Origin of the sequence: Rhodococcus sp. B50 (assembly GCF_013602415.1) — a bacterium.
Classification (GTDB): domain Bacteria; phylum Actinomycetota; class Actinomycetes; order Mycobacteriales; family Mycobacteriaceae; genus Rhodococcus.
Window position 1 is genome coordinate 1746265 of sequence record NZ_WPAG02000002.1, and the last position, 13693, is coordinate 1759957.

The following is a 13693-nucleotide window of genomic DNA, read 5'->3' on the forward strand; positions in this document are numbered from 1 at the left end:
CACGCTATCAAACCGGGAGGGTTCGCCGGCAGCCGATCAGGCGCGGGGATGGGCCTGATCGTGCGCGGCGCGCAGGCGGGCCGCCGAGACGTGGGTATAGAGCTGCGTGGTGGCCAGACTCGAATGCCCCAGCACCTCCTGGACCACGCGCAGGTCCGCTCCTCCTTCGAGCAGGTGCGTGGCGGCACTGTGCCGCAGGCCGTGCGGCGCGAGATCGGGTGCACCGGGTACCGACGAGACGGCCTCGTGCACCACCGACCGGACCTGCCGCTGATCGATCCGCCCGCCGCGTTTGCCCAACAGCAGGGCCGCACCCGATGACGGGCGCGCGAGATGCGGACGTCCGTGACGAAGCCACGCGTCGATCGCGTCGGACGCGGGAGCTCCGTACGGAACGATCCGTTCCTTGTCGCCCTTGCCGAGAACCCGGACGACTCGCCGCTCGGCGTCGACGTCGTCGATGTCGACCGCGCACAGCTCCCCGACCCGGATCCCGGTCGCATAGAGCAGCTCGACGATCAACCGATCCCGCAGCGCGATGGGATCGAGTTCGCGCGCACCGGATTTCGCGGCCTCCATGATCTCCAGTGCCTGATCGTCGCGGAGCACCGCAGGCAGCGACCGGTGCGGACGCGGCGAGACGAGGCGGGTCGCCGGGTCGGCGTCGAGACGCCGGGTGCGCTCGAGCCACGCCGTGAAGACGCGTACCGACGACGTGCGCCGCGCGAGCGTGGTGCGCGCGGCTCCTCCTGCCACCATCCCGGCGAGCCACGAGCGCAGCAGATCGAGATCGAGGTCGGTGATGCGCGCGTCCGGGTGCCGGTCGGCGAGGTGCTGCAGCAGCGAGCGGATGTCGGTGCGATAGGCGCGGATCGTGTGTTCCGAGCGGTTGCCCTCGAGGCGGAGGTGGTCGACGAAGTCGTCGAGATGCACGGCGAGCGTCGCCGGGAGCATGTCGGAACCGTCGCCTCGCATGCGTCCACCGTGCGGCACGACGGCTTCGGGTGCAACGACCCACGCCGACTAAGGTGCTTTCGTGAACAAAACGATCCCGGTACCGATGTTGTGCGCCCTGGCGTTGCTGTCGGCGATCGCGCCGCTCGCCACGGACATGTACCTCCCGGGACTTCCCGTCATGGCGGAGAGTCTGGGCAGTTCGACCGTCGGCGTCCAGCTCACACTCACGACGTTCATGGCGGGGCTCGGACTCGGTCAGCTGCTCGTCGGTCCGCTCTCGGACGGCTGGGGTCGGCGACGGCTGATCCTCGCGGGCACGATCGTCCTCGCGGTGAGCAGCGCGATCTGCGCGTTGGCACCCACCGTCGAGATTCTGATCGCGGCGCGTCTGATCCAGGGCTTCAGCGGCGGCACCGGCATCGTTCTCGCCCGCGCGGTCATCGCCGACAAGGCGAGAGGTAATCAGGCGGCCAAGCTGTTCAGCCTGATGATGATCATCGGCGGCATCGCGCCCGTCGCGGCTCCCCTGCTCGGTGGCGTGCTGCTGGGCCCCATCGGATGGCGGGGCATCTTCTGGGTGCTCACCGGCCTGGCCGTCCTGATGGCCGTCGGCGCCTTCGCGTTCGTCCCGGAGACCCTGCCGCCGGAGAAGCGGCACGGCGGCGGCCTGAAGACGATGGCCGGCAATTTCGGATACGTCCTCCGGCAGCGACGCTTCGTCGGGTACGCCGCCGCCATGGCCCTGAGCTTCGGCGCGATGTTCTCGTACATCTCGGCGTCGCCCTTCGTCACACAGAACATCCTCGGCCTGAGCCCCGGCCAGTTCTCATTGGTGTTCGCCGTCAACTCGGTCGGTCTGGTGCTGGCCAACGCCGTCAATACCCGCCTCATCGGGCGGTTCGAGGTGCGGACACTGTTGCTCTTCGGTGTGACCACCATGTTCACCGCAGGCGCCCTGCTGCTGCTGACGATGGTCTTCGTCGGCTATGTGGGAGCGCTGATCCTGCCGCTGCTGTTCGTCGCGATCAGCATGATGGGCCTGACGCTGGGCAACGCCACCGCGCTGGCCCAGTCGCAGGTCCCGAAGGCGGCAGGTACGGGCTCCGCGGTGATCGGTGCCTCCCAGTTCGGTCTCGCCGCCGTCGTCTCCCCGCTGGTCGGGCTCGGCGGCGAAGGAACCGGTATCCCGATGGCCGTGGCCATCGTGGTCTGCTCGGGACTCGCACTCGCCTCCGCCGCGGTGCTCGCGCGGGACTCCGCCGCGGTGCCCACGCGCGAGTCCGCGAGCTGACCAGGACACCCGGCCGTCAGTTGCTCTCCACGACCGCCAGTTCGCTCTTCCACACGCGGAAGCCTTCCTCCGTGCGTCCGCGGCGCCAGTAGCCCGAGATCGACGCGCGCGCAGGGGGCACGGCCCGTTCCTTCCGCAGATACGGCCGGATGTGCTTCATGACCGCCTCGGCCTCGCCGTGCACGAAGACCTGCACGTCGCCGGCCGGCCACGGCATCGCTTTCACCGCGGCGACGAGCGGAGCATTGCCGTCGATCAGGTCGGCGCCGGCATCACCGGCCGCGACACCTCGGTGGAGCCACGTGACGTCCACACCCGCCGGGACATCGAGTTTCAGCTCGTCGCCGGGACCGATGACCTCCAGGAAGACCGCTCCCCTCGCGTCGGCGGGAAGATCCTCGAGCGCGACCGCAATCGCGGGGATCGCGGTCTCGTCGCCGGCGAGCAGATGGAAGTCGGCGGCGCGATCGGGCCGATAACCCGCGCCCGGGCCCCGCACCACGACCTGCGTGCCCGGCTGCACCGATCGGGCCCACGGACCCGCGACACCCTCGTCGCCGTGGACGACGAAGTCGATCCAGATCTCCCGGGCGGCCGGGTCGACGTGCCGGACCGTGTAGGTGCGGACAACGGTCTCCTCCCCCGCCGGCAACTCGATCTTCACGTAGCTGTCGGTCTCCGGGCGGGCGGGGAAGTCGTCGAATCCGTCCCCACCGAGCACGACACGAACGAAATGCTCGCCGATCGTCTCGGTCCGCAGGACCGTGAGTGTCGTCGACATAGGCGCTTTCCGAGCCACCGAACCTCCTATTAGGGTTACCTATTCTTGAGCCACCGTACTCTGTGGCGGGGTGCGGCGGGGACGTCACGATCGGCGACGCTCTAGGCTCGAGAACATGAGCACCACCGCGGCCGACATCGCCACCTGGATGACCGACATCATCACCACCGAACGCAGGGTCACCCAGACCGACATGGTCGACGCGATCGAGGCCAAGTTCGGCTCCGAGTGGATCTACGTGAACGACAACGGCCACCCGTCGATCGACCGCACCGTCCTCAAGGAGTTCCGCAGGGCGCATCGCGGCGCGGTGAAGTGGCATCGCGACGATCGCGCCTGGTACGTCGAGGACGAGCCGGCGGCCGACACCCCGGCCGAGTAATCGACGCTCGTTCTCCGGTCACGTCCGCCGCCACCCTCCGTCCGTCGTTTCCACCAACCCGTCGAGTTCGAGCAGCGGAAGCGCCGCCCGTACCCGCTCGATCGGCAGGCCCGCCGACTCCGCCACGGCGGCCGGATCGCAGACCCCCGAACCGGGAAGTGCCTCGTAGACCAGCGCCATGTCTCCCGACAGTCCGTCGAGGTCGCGGCGGAACAGACCGTCGCGGTCGTCGTCCCCGCACGCCGCCAGCGGACCGCACTCCTCGACGACATCGCGCGCCGCGCCCACCAGGCGGGCCTCCCCTTCCCTGATCATGCGGTGACATCCCTGTGAGGCCGCAGAGGTCACCGGTCCGGGCACCGCCATGACCGGTCGGCCGAGTCGTCTCGCCCACGCCGCGGTGTTGCGCGCCCCGCTGCGCCAGCCTGCCTCGACGACCACAGTGCCGGCGGACAGGGCCGCGATCAGCCGGTTCCGGGCGAGGAACCGGTACCGCGCCGGGGTCGTCCCCGGTGGATACTCGCTGACCACCAGACCGGACTCGGAAATGCACCGCAGCATCGTCGTATGTGCCGCCGGGTACGCCCGGTCGACACCGCAGGCCAGGATCGCGACGGTGGTGCCGCCCACCCCGAGCGCCGCGCGATGTGCGGCCGCGTCGACACCGAAGGCCGCGCCGGACACGATCGTCCACCCGTCGGCGGCGAGGTCCCCGGCGATCTCCGCGGTGACGTGTTCGCCGTAACCGCTCGCGGCGCGGGTACCGACGACGCCGATGGCGCGTTCGGCGAGATCGTCGAGCCGACGGCTCCCCCACACCCACAATGCGAGGGGTGGCCCCTCGACATCGGTCGCGGTCTCGAGGGTGCCGAAACCGAGCATCTGCCAGGCAGGCCACTCGTCGTCGTCGGGAGTCACCAGTCGCCCTCCGGCCCGCCCCAGGCGCTCGAGATCCCGTGCCGCGGTATCGAGGTGCGCCCGAACCGAGTACCGCGACGAGAGCTCGCCGCGGGTCGAACCCGAGCGGATCGCGGCCGCCACCTCGACCACCCCCTGGGCATCGACCGCCGCCGACAGCGACCGCGACGCACCCTGCGCGATGGTGGACAGATATGCCCAGGCCAAGCGACGTTCGTCCGGTTTCTCGCTCACGCGACACCTCGATCCCGGAAGTCGAGTGCGGCGGCGACATGCGTCGCCGACGGCGAATCCGAACCCTCGAGATCGCTCAGCGTCCACGCGACCCGCAGTGCCCGATCCGCTCCGCGAGCGGTGATCGCCCCCTTGCGTAGCGCCCATTCGACAGGTTCGAGCGCGGCACGCGGGAGCCGGAACTTCTGACGGAGGGCCGGACCGGGAACCTCGGCGTTGGTGGCCCAGCCGTATTCGGCCCACCGCTCGCGCGCCGCAGCTCTCGCCCGCTCGACGCGCGCCCGCACCTCGTCGGTGCTCTCGCCCGTCTCCCCCATCAGTGCGCTCGTCGCGACGGCCTGCATCCGGACGCGCAGGTCGACGCGGTCGAGGAGGGGACCGGACAGTCGTCCGAGATAGCGGCGGCGCGCGGTCGGTGCGCACACACAGTCGGCGTCGCGTGGAGGTGCGCACGGGCAGGGGTTGGCCGCGAGAATCAGCTGGAAACGGGCCGGATACCGCGCGACGCCGTCACGCCGGGCGATGCGCACTTCCCCGTCCTCGAGCGGTGTCCGCAGCACTTCGAGGGTCTTCGTGCCCATCTCGGCGACCTCGTCGAGGAAGAGCACGCCGCGGTGCGCCCTGCTCACGGCGCCGGGTTTCGCCATTCCCGTTCCACCTCCGATCAGGGAACTCACCGACGCCGTGTGATGCGGTGCGATGAACGGTGGTTCGGTCACCAGAGGACGATCGCTGGTGAGGGTGCCCGCCACCGAATGGATCGCCGTCACTTCGAGGGCATGAGTCTCGCTCAGGTCCGGCAGGATCCCCGGAAGACGCTGTGCGAGCATCGTTTTCCCGATCCCCGGCGGGCCGGTCAGCATCAGGTGATGCGCCCCGGCCGCGGCGACCTCGATCGCGCGGCGCGCCTCGTGCTGGCCGACCACCTCGCTGAGATCGCCGCGCACCGCACGCGGCGGCAGGGCACGCGGATCGGGTCGTTCGAGCGGACCGTCACCCTGGAGCCACAACACCAGCTCGCGCAGCGTCTCCGCGCCGTAGACGTCGATGCCGTCGACGAGCGCCGCTTCGGTCATCGTCGCGGTCGGCACCACCACGCGCGACCAGCCGTGTTTCTTCGCGGTGAGCACGGCGGGCAGCACACCGCGCACCGGGCGGACCCGGCCGTCGAGCGCGAGCTCCCCGAGCAGCACCGTCCGGGAGACGGCCTCGGCCGGCACGACATCCGCTGCGTCGAGTACCGCGCACGCCAGCCCGAGATCGTAGACACTGCCGACCTTCGGCAGGGTGGCCGGCGACAGCGCGAGGACGACCTTCGAATCCGGCCACTTGGCCCCGGAGTTCGACACGGCGGCGCGCACCCGGTCGCGCGATTCCTGAAGCGCGGTGTCGGGGAGCCCGACCATCGTCACACCGGGCAGACCTCGCCCGATGTCGGCTTCGATCTCCACGACCTGTCCGTCGATTCCGGAGACCGCAACCGACCAGGCGCGTCCGAGCGCCATCAGAGGACCTGCTTGCGGTGGGTGATCTCGGGCGCCCGGCCCCGCGCGAGCAGCACGGTCACCACGTCGACACGGATGTGCGACCAGCGGCGCGTCTGCTCCGACAGCCACAGTCCGGCGAGGCGGCGGATACGTTCGGCCTTCGCCGACGTCACCGCTTCGGCCGGGGTGCCGTAACCGGTGCCCGTGCGGGTCTTGACCTCGACGAAGACGACGGTCGCTCCGTCCCGCGCGATCAGATCGAGTTCGCCGTAACGGCTGCGCCAGTTCCGTTCGAGCACGACCATGCCGGTCGCTTCGAGGTATTCCGCGGCGAGGTCCTCACCTCGCGCGCCCAGATTCCGGTTGTGTCCTGTCCTGTTTCTCCCCTGCATGCCCTGACTGTGGCGTACGGGGCCACGCGGATTCGGCCGCCGAGCGCACGATCGCGGAATCTGTGGACGAGTGCGGTGCCTGTGGACAACCGCTGCCGGCGGGCCGTGGAGAACGGCTCGGTGTCGGCGTGCCGGTTAGGATGCGGCCGCTCGGCGCGGGTCCGTCGCGGTGATCGTCAGCCCAGCTTGTCGGGCAGCCTCAGTTCGGGCTTGTCGAGCTCTTCGATGTTGACGTCCTTGAACGTGATCACGCGGACGTGCTTGACGAAGCGTGCGGGACGGTACATGTCCCACACCCAGGCGTCGGACATGCGCACTTCGAAGTACACCTCGCCGTTGGCGTTGTGCGGCAGCAGTTCGACGGCGTTCGCCAGGTAGAACCGGCGCTCGGTCTCCACGACGTACGCGAATTGACCGACGATGTCCCGGTACTCCCTGTACAGCGAGAGTTCCATCTCGGTTTCGTACTTCTCGAGATCCTCGGCACTCATCGGTCTCGGTGTCCTCCCACTCTGGTGTGTCCTGCAATCATCCCGCATCTGCCTCGTCGGTGAACAATCGACGCCTCACGTCGTCGGTGAACAATCGACGCCTCACGTCGTCGGTGAACAATCGACGCCTCACAGCGGGCACTCCGCACACCGAGCGCACATTGGCCCACGACCGCCGGTGATGCGGTGACGGGCCGTGCTCGGCCAACGCTGCCATGTGCGTCGGCGTGCTGTAGCCCTTGTGTACTGCGAAACCGTACTCCGGTGCCTCGCGGTCGAGTTCGACCATCATGCGATCTCGTGTGACCTTCGCCAGGACGCTGGCCGCCGCGATGCACGCGGCCGCCGCATCGCCCCCGATGACCGGCAAGGACGGAGCGGGCAGTCCGGGCACTCGGAAGCCGTCGGTGAGCACGTAGCCGGGCGGGGTCGACAGGCCTGCGACCGCCCGCCGCATGCCCTCGATGTTCGCGACGTGAACGCCGATCGCGTCGACTTCCGTCGCCGGGATCACCACCACGCTCCACGCCGGTGCGCGTCGCACGATGACCGAGTACAGCTCCTCGCGCGTGCGTTCGGTGAGCTTCTTGGAGTCGTCGAGCCGGTCGAGAGCTGCGTGTGGGCGATCGCCGAGCACACAGGCGGCGACGACGAGCGGACCCGCGCAGGCCCCGCGGCCGGCTTCGTCGACCCCGGCGACCGGACCGAGACCGCAGCGCACGAGCGCGGACTCCATCGTGCGCAGTCCCGAGGATCGACGGATCACGGGTCGAGGTGGCCAGGCAGTCACGAGGGCAGGATCTCCGGTGATTCGATCAGGCCCCATCGGCCGGGAGGCAGCACGATGAAGCGGGCTTTGCCGATGACATTCTCCAGCGGGATGGCGCCTTGATGCTCGTCGCCCACGTGGTAGCGGGAGTCGGCGGAGTTGCTCCGGTTGTCGCCCATCACCCAGACGTGTCCGTCGGGAACGGTGACGGGTCCGAAGCACCGCCCGGAGGGCACCTCGGTCTCGCAGGTGACGACACCCGGTGTGAACGGGAAGTCCATCGTCACGTACGGCTCGTCGAGCGGCACCCCGTCGACGAGGACGCGCCCCTGGTCGTCGCAGCATTCCACCGTCTGACCACCGATCGCGATCACGCGCTTGACGAGATCGTTCTCGTCCGGGGGGACGACACCCACGAGCGAGCCGACCTCCTGCAGTCCCCGCACGACGACGTTGTCGGAACGAGTGGAGACGTAGCCTGCCGACCACGAGTCGGGCCCCTCGAAGACGATGACGTCGCCGGGCCGGGGATCGGTGAAGCGGTATCCCACCTTCTCGACGACGATACGGTCGCCGGTGCAGCCCGGGCAGCCGTGCAGTGTCGGCTCCATCGATTCCGACGGAATGAGGTAGACCCTCGCCACGAAGGTCTGCAACAGGAAGCTCAGGGCCAGTGCGACGACGACGAGGATCGGAAGCTCACGCCAGAACGACTTCTGCTTCTTCGCCTTCGGGGCGGTGTCGTTCGCTGCGGGGTCCTCGCGCCGGTGGTGTGCACCGTCGGCTCGATCGCTCCGAGCCGAACCTCGAACGTCGTTGCGGTTCACGTCCGGTCCGGCCGGATCGTGCGGGGAATCTGCCACCTCGACAGACTAGCGTCTGCCGCACGGCGGACCTCCGAGGACGACCATCGACTTCACCGGCCGGTAACGGACCACCCGCGCAAAGACGACGACCCGGCCGGGACGTGGGTCCGGCCGGGTCGTCGGATGATGCATCGGGTGGCTCGAGAGCCGTGCCGAGCAGCCTGGAAGGCTGCTCAGCGGCCGAAGATCAGCGCTTCTCCTTGATCTTGGCAGCCTTGCCGCGCAGCTCACGCAGGTAGTAGAGCTTCGCGCGACGGACGTCGCCACGGGTCAGCACGTCGATCTTGGCGAGGTTGGGGCTGTGCACCGGGAAGGTGCGCTCCACGCCCACGCCGAAGGAAACCTTACGGACGGTGAAGGTCTCGCGGACGCCGCCGCCCTGACGCCGGATCACGACGCCCTTGAAGACCTGCACGCGCTCCTTGCTGCCCTCGATGACCTTGACGTGCACATCGAGAGTGTCGCCGGGACGGAAGTCCGGGATGTCATCGCGCAGCGACTTGGCGTCCAGAAAGTCCAGGGTGTTCATCGGTTGTTCATCCTCTTGTTCGCTCGAGCAGAGGAACCTGGCGGCGACCGCCGTGTGGCGGGCTCGACCGGTTCGTGCCCAGGTCAGGTAGGCGTGCCCGAACGGGGCAACCCGTCCATTGTGCCAGACGGAATATCGATCGAGGAAATCGGCGGTGGGGCCGGGCGGACACGCCGGTCCAGTTCCGCCTCGGTCGCGGTACGCGAGTGCTCCACACTTCCCCGCACGGTCTCGAGCGTCGGAGCCCCCGCGACGAGGTCCTGCACGAAGATCTTGGCGCGGATCACCGGACGCCGTAGTCGACGTTCCCGCTCGAGCGCCCGGCTCATCCGGCGCGGCCGCTCGCCGTACCGCCAGCGCGCCCAGGGGGCACCCGGCCGCGAGAGCCGGATCGCTCCGACCCACAGCAGCGGCACGACGAACAGCCCGACCAGGCCGGTCCATATCTTGCCCTTCGCCAGGACGATCGCCGCGAGGAGGAGATTCACGAGCACGGCCACGACGAGGCCGGCCCGTTCGGCCCAGTCACCGCTGTCCTCGAAATTCGTGGCGTCCCCCAGCTCGAACGGGCGCAGACCGAGCAGCCACATCCCGGTCACGGCAATCGCCACGAAGACGGCGTCGACGGAGACCCGCCCCTGCTCTTCCCAGTACACGTCGTTCAGATAGAAGATCAACGCGAACTCGTCGAGGGTCAGCGCGGCGCCGATGCCGAACACGGCGGCGAGGACGGTGGCGGCGACCCGGTTCGAGTCCTCGGAGATCGCGATCAGTCCCCCACCCGCGATCACCATCGTGACGACGCCGAACACCACGTGGTGCACGTGCTGCCCACCGGGGGTGATGTTGCCGGGCCACCAGCGCACCTGCGCCCGGATCAACCGCACGCTGATCCGGATGAAGACGAACGCGGCCACGAAGCCGACCAGGAAGGCCAGCAGCGGCAGGCGCCCTTGATCGACGATCTCGCGTCGCACCCAGTCGAGCATCACCGGATCACCCCGGCCACCCTGGATTTCATGTCCACAGCATTGCAGGAGTGACCCGGTGATTCGCGTCAGTTGTTGCCGAAACCGGCGCGTCGCAGCGCGTCGGCCATCGACCCGGACGCGGCCGGCGCCGAGCGTCGGTCGTCGCCCCGACCCTGCCGGCCTCCGTCGCCCCGACCGTTCCGGCCCCGTCCGCCGCCCTGATTCCCGCCGCCCTGGTTCGCCGGCCGCCGAGCGCCTCCGCGCGGCTGACCTCCGGATTTCTCGTCGCCCGGCGCGGGGATCTCGTCGTCGAGTCGCAGTGTCAGACCGATGCGCTGACGGGCGACGTCGACCTCGAGGACCTTCACCTTGACGACCTCGCCGGATCGGACGATGTCGTGCGGATCCTTCACGAAGCTGCGCGACATCGCGGACACATGGACGAGGCCGTCCTGGTGCACTCCGACGTCGACGAACGCGCCGAACGCCGCGACATTGGTGACCACGCCCTCGAGGACCATGCCCGGCTTCAGGTGGGCGACCTTCTCGACACCGGCGGCGAAGGTCGCGGTCTTGAACTCGGGACGCGGGTCGCGGCCGGGCTTCTCGAGTTCGGAGATGATGTCGGTGACAGTCGGGACACCGAACCGGTCGTCGGCGAACTCGTCCGCCCGCAGCTTCCGCAGGGTGGCGGAGTTGCCGAGGAGTTCGCGGACGCTGCTGCCGGTCCGGTCGACGATCCGGCGCACCACGGGGTACGCCTCGGGGTGCACCGCGGACGCGTCGAGCGGATCGTCCCCGCTGGGGATGCGCAGGAAGCCCGCGCACTGCTCGAAGGCCTTGGGGCCGAGACGCGGAACGTCCTTCAGCGCGGTCCGCGCACGGAACGGACCGTGCTGGTCGCGGTAGGCGACGATGCTCTCCGCCAGGGAACCCGTGATGCCGGAGACGCGGGACAGCAGCGGAACCGATGCCGTGTTGACGTCGACGCCGACGGCGTTCACCGCGTCCTCGACCACCGCGCCGAGCGACCGCGCGAGCATCGTCTCGGACACGTCGTGCTGGTACTGGCCCACGCCGATCGACTTCGGATCGATCTTGACGAGTTCGGCAAGCGGGTCCTGCAGGCGGCGCGCGATGGACACCGCACCACGGATGGACACGTCGAGGTCCGGGAGTTCCTTGGTGGCGTACTCCGACGCCGAGTAGACGGACGCGCCCGCCTCCGACACCACGATCTTCGTCAGCCCGGGCACCTTCGTCAGGGAGACGAGTTCGGTTGCGAGAGCGTCGGTCTCACGCGACGCAGTGCCATTGCCGATCGCGATCAGTTCGACACCGTGCCGCGCGACCAGCGCAGCGAGCACCGCGAGCGCCTCGTCGCGCTTGTTGTGCGGCTGATGCGGGTAGATGGTGGTGTGGTCGACGACCTTGCCGGTCGCGTCGACGACCGCGACCTTCGTCCCGGTGCGGTAACCGGGGTCGAGGCCCATCGTCGGGCGGGTGCCGGCCGGGGCGGCGAGCAACAGGTCCTTGAGGTTCGCGGCGAAGACGTCGACCGCGTCCTTCTCGGCAGACTGCCGCAGCCGCATCCGGATGTCGAGTGCGAGCGACATCTGCAGCTTGGTGCGCCATGCCCACCGGACGGTGTCGAGGAGCCACTTGTCGGCGGGCCGCCCCTGGTCGGCGATGCCGAAGCGGGTCGCGATCCGTCCCTCGTAGTAGCTGCGCTCGCCGGGGACGGGTTCGTCGACCTCGGGATCGAGCGACAGCGAGAGCACTTCCTCCTTCTCTCCGCGCAGGAGCGCGAGGATGCGGTGCGAGGGGAGCTGGGTGAACGGCTCGGAGAACTCGAAGTAGTCGGAGAACTTCGCGCCGTCGTTCTCCTTGCCGGAACGCACGGTGGAGGTCACCTTGCCGCGCGTCCACATCGCCTCACGCAGTTCGCCGACGAGGTCGGCGTCCTCGGCGAAACGCTCGACCAGGATGGCGCGCGCACCGTCGAGCTGCTCGGGCGTGTACCCGGCGGGATCGGTGGCGGGATCACCGATGAGCGCGTCGGCGACGGGTTCGTGACCGGCCTCACGGGCGATCTGCGCCTTGGTACGCCGCTTCGGCTTGAACGGCAGGTAGATGTCCTCGAGCCGAGCCTTGGTATCGGCGAGCATGATCTGTCCGCGCAGCGTGTCGTCGAGCTTGCCCTGCGTCTCGATCGATTCGAGGATCGCGGTGCGGCGCTCGTCGAGTTCGCGCAGATAGCGGAGGCGTTCCTCGAGGGTCCGCAACTGGGCGTCGTCGAGGCCGCCGGTCGCCTCCTTGCGGTAGCGCGCGACGAACGGCACGGTCGCACCCCCGTCGAGCAGACCCACGGCCGCAGCGACCTGGTCTTCGCGGACGTCGAGTTCCTGGGCGATCCGCCGGTTCACGGTGTCGAGTTGGGTCGTCACGTCGAACGACCCTACAGTTGCCGTCCCCGCCCGCGCCCGTGGACGCATGGGCGCCCGCGCCCGTGGCCGCATGGGGCGCCCGCGCCCGTGGCCGCATGGGGCGCCCGCGCCCGTGGCCGTGCGGGGTCCCTGCAGGATCCCGAGTGGACCGACGCTATCGTCCACAGCACAATGGAATGCAGGGACCGGAAATGAAGCGCAGACGCGGACGCGCACGATCGGGCGCGATGATGCTGTGCGTGGCCACCACACTGGCCGTATCCGGCTGCGATTCCATGGAGCCCCGTCCCCTCCCGCACGAGGCGCTCGGCCTCGCCTCGATCGCGGACGCCGATCTCGACGAGCCCAGCGTCTCGCTGTCTACGGCCGAACTCCCCCGGCAGATCGACGCCGCCGTCGCACTCGCCGACAGTCGAGGAGCGCGCCTCACCGTCGCCGTGCTCGACCGTGAATCCGGGACCCGCGTCGTCGGCGGATCGGACGAACCCTTCGAGACAGCGTCGACGGTGAAGCTGTTCATCGCCGAGGAGGTCCTGTACCGCGAGGCGGTGGGCGATGTGACGCTCGCCGATGAGGACCGCGAGTCGATCCGTTCGATGTTGCGGTCGTCGGACGACAACGCCGCGACGGTTCTGTGGGAGGCCTACGGCGGTCCCGAGATCGTCGAGCATGCCGTGGAACGGCACAATCTGACCGGTACGACTCCCCCGGACCCGGGGTCCTGGTGGTGGAACACGACCACGACGGCGTCGGACCTGCTGACCTGGTACGACGATCTGCTCGGCGACAGCGCGTCGGGCGAGGAGAGTGCGGCCCGGATCGTCGGCCACCTGTCGGCGTACACCGACGAAGGCGTCGACGGATACGACCAGCGCTTCGGGCTCCCCGAGGGCGTCGGCGACTCGACAGACCTGGCAGTGAAGCAGGGGTGGATGTGCTGCCTGGCCGGTGAATGGCTCCACCTGTCCACAGGTTTCCTCGGCGACGACCACCGGTACGTGGTCGTGGTCGCCGCACGGGAAGCCGTCACCTACGACGAGTCGGATCCCTTGTACGAGACGGGATTCCTGCCCGACACTGCGCTCTACGACGCGACAGACGACGGCAGTGCGCAGCACGCACGCGAGACCGTCACGCTGGCGGTCGAGACGACCCTCGGAACTGCCCACCGCCCCTGA

14 protein-coding genes are annotated in these 13693 nt (G+C 69.2%); 3 read left to right on the forward strand and 11 right to left on the reverse strand.

The window, feature by feature from the left end; translation table 11 throughout:
• Window positions 1-36: 36 nt before the first annotated feature.
• Window positions 37-975, reverse strand: coding sequence for a tyrosine recombinase XerC (locus GON09_RS08410; protein ID WP_213931404.1), 939 nt, complete (start codon window positions 973-975; stop codon window positions 37-39).
• 85 nt (window positions 976-1060) lie between these two features.
• On the opposite strand from GON09_RS08410, the gene GON09_RS08415 reads away from it, so the two are divergent.
• On the forward strand, window positions 1061-2248 hold the full coding sequence (locus GON09_RS08415; protein ID WP_213934356.1) for a multidrug effflux MFS transporter: 1188 nt from the start codon (window positions 1061-1063) through the stop codon (window positions 2246-2248).
• Between the two features lie 16 nt (window positions 2249-2264).
• On the opposite strand, the gene GON09_RS08420 is transcribed toward GON09_RS08415, so the two are convergent.
• Window positions 2265-3029 (reverse strand): siderophore-interacting protein, encoded by a 765-nt coding sequence (locus GON09_RS08420; RefSeq protein WP_213931405.1) that lies wholly within the window; start codon window positions 3027-3029, stop codon window positions 2265-2267.
• A 115-nt stretch (window positions 3030-3144) separates the two neighbouring features.
• On the opposite strand from GON09_RS08420, the gene GON09_RS08425 reads away from it, so the two are divergent.
• Window positions 3145-3411 carry a DUF6953 family protein gene (locus tag GON09_RS08425; RefSeq protein WP_213931406.1) on the forward strand — a complete coding sequence of 89 codons (267 nt, stop codon included), beginning with the start codon at window positions 3145-3147 and terminating at the stop codon, window positions 3409-3411.
• Between the two features lie 18 nt (window positions 3412-3429).
• On the opposite strand, the gene dprA is transcribed toward GON09_RS08425, so the two are convergent.
• The 9 genes from dprA to GON09_RS08470 form a co-directional block, all read right to left on the reverse strand.
• Window positions 3430-4563 (reverse strand): DNA-processing protein DprA, encoded by a 1134-nt coding sequence (gene dprA, locus GON09_RS08430; RefSeq protein WP_213931407.1) that lies wholly within the window; start codon window positions 4561-4563, stop codon window positions 3430-3432.
• On the reverse strand, window positions 4560-6068 hold the full coding sequence (locus GON09_RS08435) for a YifB family Mg chelatase-like AAA ATPase (protein WP_213931408.1): 1509 nt from the start codon (window positions 6066-6068) through the stop codon (window positions 4560-4562). Before GON09_RS08435 ends, dprA begins: the two co-directional genes overlap by 4 nt.
• The gene (locus GON09_RS08440; protein WP_213931409.1) at window positions 6068-6442 is read right to left on the reverse strand and encodes a YraN family protein; all 375 of its coding nucleotides are present in this window, start codon (window positions 6440-6442) and stop codon (window positions 6068-6070) included. Before GON09_RS08440 ends, GON09_RS08435 begins: the two co-directional genes overlap by 1 nt.
• Before the next feature lie 176 nt (window positions 6443-6618).
• Window positions 6619-6933: a DUF2469 domain-containing protein gene (locus tag GON09_RS08445; RefSeq protein WP_006550963.1), complete on the reverse strand. Its 315-nt coding sequence runs from the start codon at window positions 6931-6933 to the stop codon at window positions 6619-6621.
• A 37-nt stretch (window positions 6934-6970) separates the two neighbouring features.
• Window positions 6971-7723 (reverse strand): ribonuclease HII, encoded by a 753-nt coding sequence (locus tag GON09_RS08450; RefSeq protein WP_213931410.1) that lies wholly within the window; start codon window positions 7721-7723, stop codon window positions 6971-6973.
• Entirely contained in the window at window positions 7720-8529 is an 810-nt protein-coding gene (gene lepB, locus GON09_RS08455; protein ID WP_213934357.1) for a signal peptidase I, read from the reverse strand. Before lepB ends, GON09_RS08450 begins: the two co-directional genes overlap by 4 nt.
• 226 nt (window positions 8530-8755) lie before the next feature.
• The gene (gene rplS, locus GON09_RS08460) at window positions 8756-9097 is read right to left on the reverse strand and encodes a 50S ribosomal protein L19 (RefSeq protein WP_213931411.1); all 342 of its coding nucleotides are present in this window, start codon (window positions 9095-9097) and stop codon (window positions 8756-8758) included.
• 83 nt (window positions 9098-9180) lie between these two features.
• On the reverse strand, window positions 9181-10086 hold the full coding sequence (locus GON09_RS08465; RefSeq protein WP_213934358.1) for a hypothetical protein: 906 nt from the start codon (window positions 10084-10086) through the stop codon (window positions 9181-9183).
• 68 nt (window positions 10087-10154) lie between these two features.
• Window positions 10155-12515: a Tex family protein gene (locus GON09_RS08470; RefSeq protein WP_213931412.1), complete on the reverse strand. Its 2361-nt coding sequence runs from the start codon at window positions 12513-12515 to the stop codon at window positions 10155-10157.
• A gap of 191 nt (window positions 12516-12706) precedes the next feature.
• Here GON09_RS08470 and GON09_RS08475 point away from each other — a divergent pair, with 191 nt between their 5' ends.
• Complete coding sequence (locus GON09_RS08475) at window positions 12707-13693, forward strand: hypothetical protein (RefSeq protein WP_244865447.1); 987 nt, start codon at window positions 12707-12709, stop codon at window positions 13691-13693.